The organism is Phenylobacterium sp., assembly GCF_036501465.1.
Classification (GTDB): Bacteria; Pseudomonadota; Alphaproteobacteria; order Caulobacterales; family Caulobacteraceae; genus Phenylobacterium.
The window spans coordinates 1-6537 of the sequence record NZ_DASYAF010000026.1 but is presented as its reverse complement, the minus strand read 5'-3'; the positions used below and the strand labels follow the sequence as shown (position 1 = coordinate 6537).

Sequence of the window (6537 nt, the reverse complement as noted above, 5' to 3'; positions counted from 1 at the left end):
GGCCTCGAGCTGGGTCAGGCGCGATTGATGGTCGAGTTGAAACAGCCGATCGACCGAGTTGCGATTCCAGTTTAGCCGGCGGGCGAGTTCTGCGCGAGTGATCGCCGCCTCGCGGCAGGCGCCGTAGAGGCCCACCTTCAGGTCGGTCATCGCCGGGGTGACAACAAAGAGCACGACGCCGGCGTGGTCGTTCTGAACGGTGTCGAACGGCACGTGCTGGTTGGCCGCGATGCGGCCGGCTATCGCCTCCTCGATGGCCGCCAAGCCATGGATAGCCGCGTCGCGTTCAGTCTCGCCGAAGGTGGTCACCTCCGGCAGGGCAGGGCAGGTCACCAGGAAGGTGTCGTTGTCGTCGGGTGTCAGGTTGATCCGATAGCTGGCCATCAGCGTAACCCCAGGTCTTTCTTAATTTTGGAGACCAGGCCGGTCCCCAATTCCTTGTTCGCGCCGTGCATCGGCAGCTGGCTCGTCTTGTTTCCAAGACGGCCACACTCAGCCCGCCATGTGGAACAGGCAGAGCTTGTTGCCGGCCGGGTCGCGCACATAGGCGCCGTAGAAGCTGGTTCCTTCCGGTGGCCGCATGCCCGGCGCGCCTTCGTCGGTTCCACCCTTGGCCAAAGCCGCGGCGTGGGCCGCCTGCACCGCCGCCTTCGAGGGCGCCACAAAGGCGAGCATGATCCCGTTGCCGCCACGCGCCGGCTGGCCGTCGAACGGCTTGCAAATGCCCACGTCGCCTTCGCCATCCTTGGACCCATAGAAGGCCCAGCCGCCGTCGAAGGACTTGCGCTCACAGCCGACCGCGCCCAGCACCGCGTCGTAAAAGGGCAGGGCGGTGTCGAAGTCGTTGGTTCCGATGGTCACATAGCCGATCATTTTTCTGCTCCCTCGAATATCAGGCGAGCATAGCCGACTTCAAGAACGGAGCAAGAACAAGAATGACCGCCAAGGTCGCCAAGAGCGCCATGAGGACCTCGATATTCAGGGTGCGGAACTGAGATTGGCCGCTCCGCGTCCTTAGCGTCCTTGGCGAACTTGGCGGTAAAATCCTGAGTCCCCGCCTCCGTGGCGGACCGGGTCGGCCCGAGCGGACCGATCGTGCGCTCAGGCCAGCGCCTTGGCCAGGTTGTCGGCGACCTTGTCGATGAAGCCCTCGGTGGTCAGCCAGCCCTGGTGGTCGCCGACCAGCAGCGCCAGGTCCTTGGTCATCGAACCGGATTCCACCGTGTCGACGCAGACCTTTTCCAGGCTCTCCGAGTAGTGTTCCAGGTCGGCGTCGCCGTCGAGCTTGGCGCGGTGCTTCAGGCCCTGGGTCCAGGCGAAGATCGAGGCGATGGAGTTGGTCGAGGTGGGCTCGCCGCGCTGGAACTGGCGGAAGTGGCGGGTGACGGTGCCGTGGGCGGCCTCGGCCTCCATGATCGCCCCGTCGGGGGTGACCAGGACCGAGGTCATCAGGCCGAGCGAGCCATAGCCCTGGGCCACCGAGTCCGACTGCACGTCGCCGTCGTAATTCTTGCAGGCCCAGACATAACCGCCCGACCATTTCAGCGAGGCGGCGACCATGTCGTCGATCAGCCGGTGCTCGTAGGTGATGCCGGCGGCCTTGAACCGGTCGGCGAATTCGGCGTCGAAAATCTCCTGGAACAGGTCCTTGAAGCGGCCGTCATAGACCTTGAGGATGGTGTTCTTGCTCGACAGATAGACCGGAAACCGCCGCGCCAGGGCATAGGTGAAGGTGGCGTGGGCGAAGTCGCGGATCGACTGGTCGAGATTGTACATCGCCAGGGCCACGCCCGAGGCCGGGAAGTCGAACACCTCGCGCTCGATCACCTGGCCGTCGGCGCCGTCGAAGCGCAGGGTCAGCTTGCCCTTGCCCGGCACGAGGAAGTCCGTCGCGCGATACTGGTCGCCATAGGCGTGGCGGCCGATGATGATCGGCTCGGTCCAGCCCGGGATCAGCCGCGGCACATTCTTGCAGATGATCGGTTCACGGAAGATCACCCCGCCCAGGATGTTGCGGATGGTGCCGTTCGGCGACTTCCACATCGATTTGAGGTTGAACTCCTTCACCCGGGCGGCGTCGGGGGTGATGGTGGCGCACTTGATGCCGACGCCCAGCCGCTTGATCGCCTCGGCCGCGTCGATGGTCACCTGGTCGTCGGTGGCGTCGCGATGCTCGATGCCCAGGTCGTAATATTCGATCGGCAGGTCGAGGAAGGGGAAGATCAGCTTGTCCTTGATCATCTTCCAGATGATCCGGGTCATCTCGTCGCCGTCGAGGTCCGCGACGGGATTGGCGACTTTGATCTTGGCCATGCGAACTCCGGAGAACGGCCTTGGAGGCTCGTAAAAATCGAGCCCCGCTATAGACGCTCGCCGCCTGGGGCGAAACCCGCTATTGCGGCGCGATGAGCGAGACGCTCCGCCCCCCCAGCGTCATCCTCGACCGGCCGCAGCTGGCGGAAAACATCGGCGCGGTCGCCCGGGTCATGGCCAATTTCGGCCTGTCCGATCTGCGCCTGGTGGCGCCGCGCGACGGCTGGCCGCAAAAGCGCGCCTGGGCGAGCGCGTCCGGGGCCGACTGGCCGCTCGACAACGCCCGGGTGTTCGCCACGATCGCCGAGGCCACCGCCGATCTGCAGCGGGTCTATGCCACCACGGCCAGGCCGCGCGAGGCGCGGCTGCCGATCATCACCCCGCGCGAGGCGGCCGCCGAACTGCACGCCGCGGCGGCCGGGGAGCTGGCGACCGGCCTGTTGTTCGGCGCCGAGCGGGCGGGGCTGGAGACGGTGGACATCGCCTTTTGCCAGGCGATCGTGACCATTCCGATCGACCCCAGGTTCCGCTCGCTGAACCTGGCCCAGGCGGTGGCGATCAACGGCTATGAGTGGCGCGCCACCATCGACGCCGGCGCCCCGGCCGCCTTCGCCGACACCGCCGAGCCGGCCGACCAGGCCGAGGTCGCCGGCTTCTATGCGCACCTGGAGACCGAACTCGAGGCGGCCGGCTTCTTCTTCCCGCCGGAAAAGACCCCGTCCATGGTGCGCAACCTGCGCTCGATCTTCTCGCGCGCGCGGCTGTCGACCCAGGAGGCCCGCACCCTGCGCGGCGTCGTCACCGCGCTCACCAAGGGCCGCGGCCGGGTGTTGGCGCGGCTGGCGCGGGAGCGGGCGGCGAAGCAGGCCGCGAAATAAACTCGACGCGGCGCCCGCGCCGAGCGCGCCAAACCGCCTCCGTAGTGGCCCGACGGCCGACAAGATCGGGCTCGCGGTCCGCTCGCAATTCTCGCAAACTCGCGCGGGGAGACTCACGCGATGCGACCACCAGCCCTGGCTCTCGCCGTCGCGGTCCTGTTCGGGGCCGCGTTCGCTGCGCCAGCCGGCGCGCAACCGGCCCTGGTGCTCTGGGCCTGGGAGCGGCCTGAGGACTTGCGCAGCGCCGGGCCCGATGTGGAGGTCGCCGCCGTCGTCGGCTTCGTCGAGTTGACCGGCGCCGGGCTGTGGGCGCGGGGACGGCGGTTTGCCTTGCGCACCGCGCCGGGCGCGCGGCGGACCGCCGTCGTGCACGTGCAGATCGATCCCGGCCAGCTGCTGGTCTGGACGCCGGCGCTCAGGGCGCGCGCGGCGCAGACGGTGCTGGCCTATGCCCGCACGCCGGGCTTCCAGGCGGTGCAGATCGATTTCGAGGTGAAGGAGTCGCAACGCCAGGTGCTGCTCGACCTGTTGCACGACGTCCGCGCCGGCCTGCCAGCCACGACGCCGCTGTCGATGAACGCGCTGGCCTCCTGGTGCGAGACCGAGACCTGGGTGGACGCGGCCGAGGTCGACGAGATCGTGCCCATGGTCTTCCGCATGGGGCCGGAGGGCGAGCGGCTGAAGGCCAGGCTGGCCGCCGGCGAAGACTTCGCCGATCCGCGCTGCCGCACCGCCATCGGCGTCTCCACCGACACGCCGCTCGCCCGCATCCCGGCCGGCCGGCGCGTCTATGTCTTCAACCCGCACAGCTGGACCCCGGCCGACATCGCCGCGGTCTTGAGGAACCACCCATGACCTCGCCCAAACTCCCCGGCGTCCTCGCCGGCGTCCTGGTGTTCGCCATGGGCCTCTATGGCCCGGTCGAGGCCTGCGGGCCGCCGCCCGACGGGCCCTCCTATATCGACGCCTTCGGGGGCCAGACGGCCGACCTGAACGCCTTCTACGCCGGCCGCGTCGGCGTGGTGATGGCCCAGTCGCCACGGGCGCGCCTGTTCATGGCCTGGCGGTTGCTGCACGGCCTGCCGGTCGGGGCGGCGGCGGGGCCGGGCCTGTCCATCCCCTGTTGCAACAGCCCCGATCAGGACACCTGGGACCAGTCGCAGACCTGGACCACGGCGCGGGCGACCGTGACCGGCGTGGCGGCCCTGACCGATACCATCCAGCCCGACCGCCCGATCGCCGACGACGCCACCGTGCCCAACTGTTTCGGCGAAGCCTTCGCCGAGGCCGCGTCGACCCTGCAGAACCGTATCCAGAGCTACGGCGCGGCCTCGCCCTGGGTGAAGGCCTGGGTCGACGGTCAGGATGCCGTCTTCAAGGGCTGCGGCGCGAGCGGCGTGGCCATGCCGGCGCTGGACCACGCGGCGCCCGCCTGGCTGAGGGCCGACCACGCCTATCAGACCGCGGCGCTGGCCCTCTATCAGGGCGACAATGCCGGCGCGGCGGCGGATTTCGCCGCCATCGGCGGCGACGCGGGCTCGCCCTGGCGGCCGATGGCCCCCTATCTCAGCGCCCGCGCCCTGGTGCGCCAGGCGCTGGCGACCAAGACGCCCCAAGCCTTCGCCGACGCCCATCGCGCCATCGCCGCCCTGGCCGCCGCGCCGGGCGGGACCTTCGCCCAGGGCCAGGCCGCCACGATGAGCATGGTCGTCAGCGAGCGCGAAAACCCGGCCAAGGTCGCCGCCGCCCTAAATGCGCGACTGAGCGGTCCGAGCCTGCGCGAAGACGCGGCGGTGGACTTCCGCGACTATGTCGACCTGAACGAAAAGGCCGCCCAGCCGCCGCCGATCCTCGACTGGATCGCCACCCTGAAGGGCCGGGCGCGCGGCGCGCCCCCGGTCGCCCAAGACGCCGCCGGGGCTGACCTCGCGGCCGCCCAGAGCCGCGCCGCCGCCTATTGCCTGGCGCATGCCCAGGCGCGGTGGGCCGCGACCCACGATCCCGCCTGGCTGATCGCGGCCATGAGCCTGGCCAGCCCTTCCGATCCCGCCGCGCCCGCCCTGGTCAAGGCCGCCGCGGGCGTGCCGGCGACCTCGCCGGCGGCCGTGAGCCTGGTCTACAACAGCGTGCGCCTGAGCCTGGCCAGCGCGCCGCAGGCCCAGACCCGCGCGGTGCTGGACGCCATGCTGGCGCGTCACGACCTGGCGGCCAGCGACCGCAACCTGTTCACCGCCGAGCGGATGCAGGTGGCGGAGAGCCCGGCCGTCTTCGCCCGCCTGGCGCTCCGCCCGCGGGTCTGCGCCGACGACACCGGCGCCGACGGCTGCGTGCGCGGCAATTTCAATGACGCGCAGGAGCCCAGCAACATCTATGACGCGGCCGGCAAGGTGGGACTGGGCCCGGACGCTCGGGCCCTGATCGACCGGCTGCCGCTGGCCGAGCGCGCCGCCCTGGTCAGCGACCCGACCCTGCCCGCGACCTTGCGGCTCGACATCGCCCTGACCAGCTGGACGCGCGCGGTGCTGCTGCAGGACAATGCCCAGACCGACGCCCTGGCGCTGAAGCTCGAGACCCTGGCGCCGCAGCTGGCGTCCGACTGGGCGCGGGTGGTCAAGACAGCGCCTGGACCCGACAAGCGGTTCGCCGAGTTCTTCGTCTTCGCGCAGGTTCCGGGCATGGCCGCCGACCTGGAATCCTATACCCGGCCGGTGGGGGCCAGGATCGCCGACTTCCAGGGCGCCTGGTACGACTGGATGATCCTGCCGGCCGGCTCGACCAAGGGCGATTCCGCGCCGCCCTGCCTGCAGGCCTATACGCCGGACGGCAGCTGCGACGCCGCCACCGACACCAGCGACGCCAGCCTTTGGGCGGCCAGCGACGTCGTCTGCCTGACCTATTGCGGCCAGGGCGCCTTTCCGCTTCGCCGCCCCGACTTCGCCGCCGCCGTTGTCGATCGCGCCACCCTGGAGCGCAAGGCGATGGCCGAGCCCTACTCGGACGGCGACACCCTGGGCGCCTCGGTTTGGGACGAGGTGCTGGCCTTTGCCGGCGCCCATCCGACCGACCCCCGCTCGCCCGAGGCCCTGTACTGGCTGGTCCATATCACCCGTTACGGCCACAGCCACGATCACGTGAGCCACAAGGCGTTCGACATCCTGCACAAGCGCTACCCGAACACGACCTGGGCCAAGCAGACCAAATACTATTACGACTGAGGGCGGGATCGGGCGGCGGGGGCTTCGAGACGCCATGAAAACGGCAATCCTGCTGGCGCCCTTGGCGGTGGCGCTGCTGTTCGCCGCCCAGACCCCGCCTGCTCCCGTCGGTGCAAGCCCGACCGTCCAGC

Annotated in this window: 6 protein-coding genes; 3 read left to right on the top strand and 3 right to left on the bottom strand. The window is 69.8% G+C overall.

The window, feature by feature from the left end:
- The 3 genes from VGL85_RS02515 to VGL85_RS02505 form a co-directional block, all read right to left on the bottom strand.
- Nucleotides 1–384: type II toxin-antitoxin system HicB family antitoxin (locus VGL85_RS02515; protein ID WP_331585637.1), on the bottom strand; the 384-nt coding region annotated here is incomplete at its 3' end.
- A 108-nt stretch (nt 385–492) separates the two neighbouring features.
- Complete coding sequence (locus VGL85_RS02510) at nt 493–873, bottom strand: VOC family protein (protein WP_331585635.1); 381 nt, start codon at nt 871–873, stop codon at nt 493–495.
- Between the two features lie 228 nt (nt 874–1101).
- Nucleotides 1102–2313 carry an NADP-dependent isocitrate dehydrogenase gene (locus VGL85_RS02505; protein WP_331585633.1) on the bottom strand — a complete coding sequence of 404 codons (1212 nt, stop codon included), beginning with the start codon at nt 2311–2313 and terminating at the stop codon, nt 1102–1104.
- Between the two features lie 92 nt (nt 2314–2405).
- On the opposite strand from VGL85_RS02505, the gene VGL85_RS02500 reads away from it, so the two are divergent.
- The 3 genes from VGL85_RS02500 to VGL85_RS02490 all read left to right on the top strand — a co-directional run bounded on the left by VGL85_RS02500 (nt 2406) and on the right by VGL85_RS02490 (nt 6406).
- Complete coding sequence (locus VGL85_RS02500) at nt 2406–3191, top strand: RNA methyltransferase (protein WP_331585631.1); 786 nt, start codon at nt 2406–2408, stop codon at nt 3189–3191.
- Nucleotides 3192–3311: 120 nt separating this feature from the next.
- Nucleotides 3312–4046: a hypothetical protein gene (locus VGL85_RS02495; protein ID WP_331585630.1), complete on the top strand. Its 735-nt coding sequence runs from the start codon at nt 3312–3314 to the stop codon at nt 4044–4046.
- The gene (locus VGL85_RS02490) at nt 4043–6406 is read left to right on the top strand and encodes a hypothetical protein (RefSeq protein ID WP_331585629.1); all 2364 of its coding nucleotides are present in this window, start codon (nt 4043–4045) and stop codon (nt 6404–6406) included. The genes VGL85_RS02495 and VGL85_RS02490 overlap by 4 nt, the downstream gene beginning before the upstream one ends.
- Nucleotides 6407–6537 lie beyond the last annotated feature (131 nt).

Coding starts and splice junctions, on each gene's coding strand:
- VGL85_RS02490 (WP_331585629.1), top strand. CDS start 4,043: ATGACCTCGCCCAAACTCCCCGGCGTCCTCGCCGGCGTCCTGGTGTTC.
- VGL85_RS02495 (WP_331585630.1), top strand. CDS start 3,312: ATGCGACCACCAGCCCTGGCTCTCGCCGTCGCGGTCCTGTTCGGGGCC.
- VGL85_RS02510 (WP_331585635.1), bottom strand. CDS start 873: ATGATCGGCTATGTGACCATCGGAACCAACGACTTCGACACCGCCCTG.
- VGL85_RS02505 (WP_331585633.1), bottom strand. CDS start 2,313: ATGGCCAAGATCAAAGTCGCCAATCCCGTCGCGGACCTCGACGGCGAC.
- VGL85_RS02500 (WP_331585631.1), top strand. CDS start 2,406: ATGAGCGAGACGCTCCGCCCCCCCAGCGTCATCCTCGACCGGCCGCAG.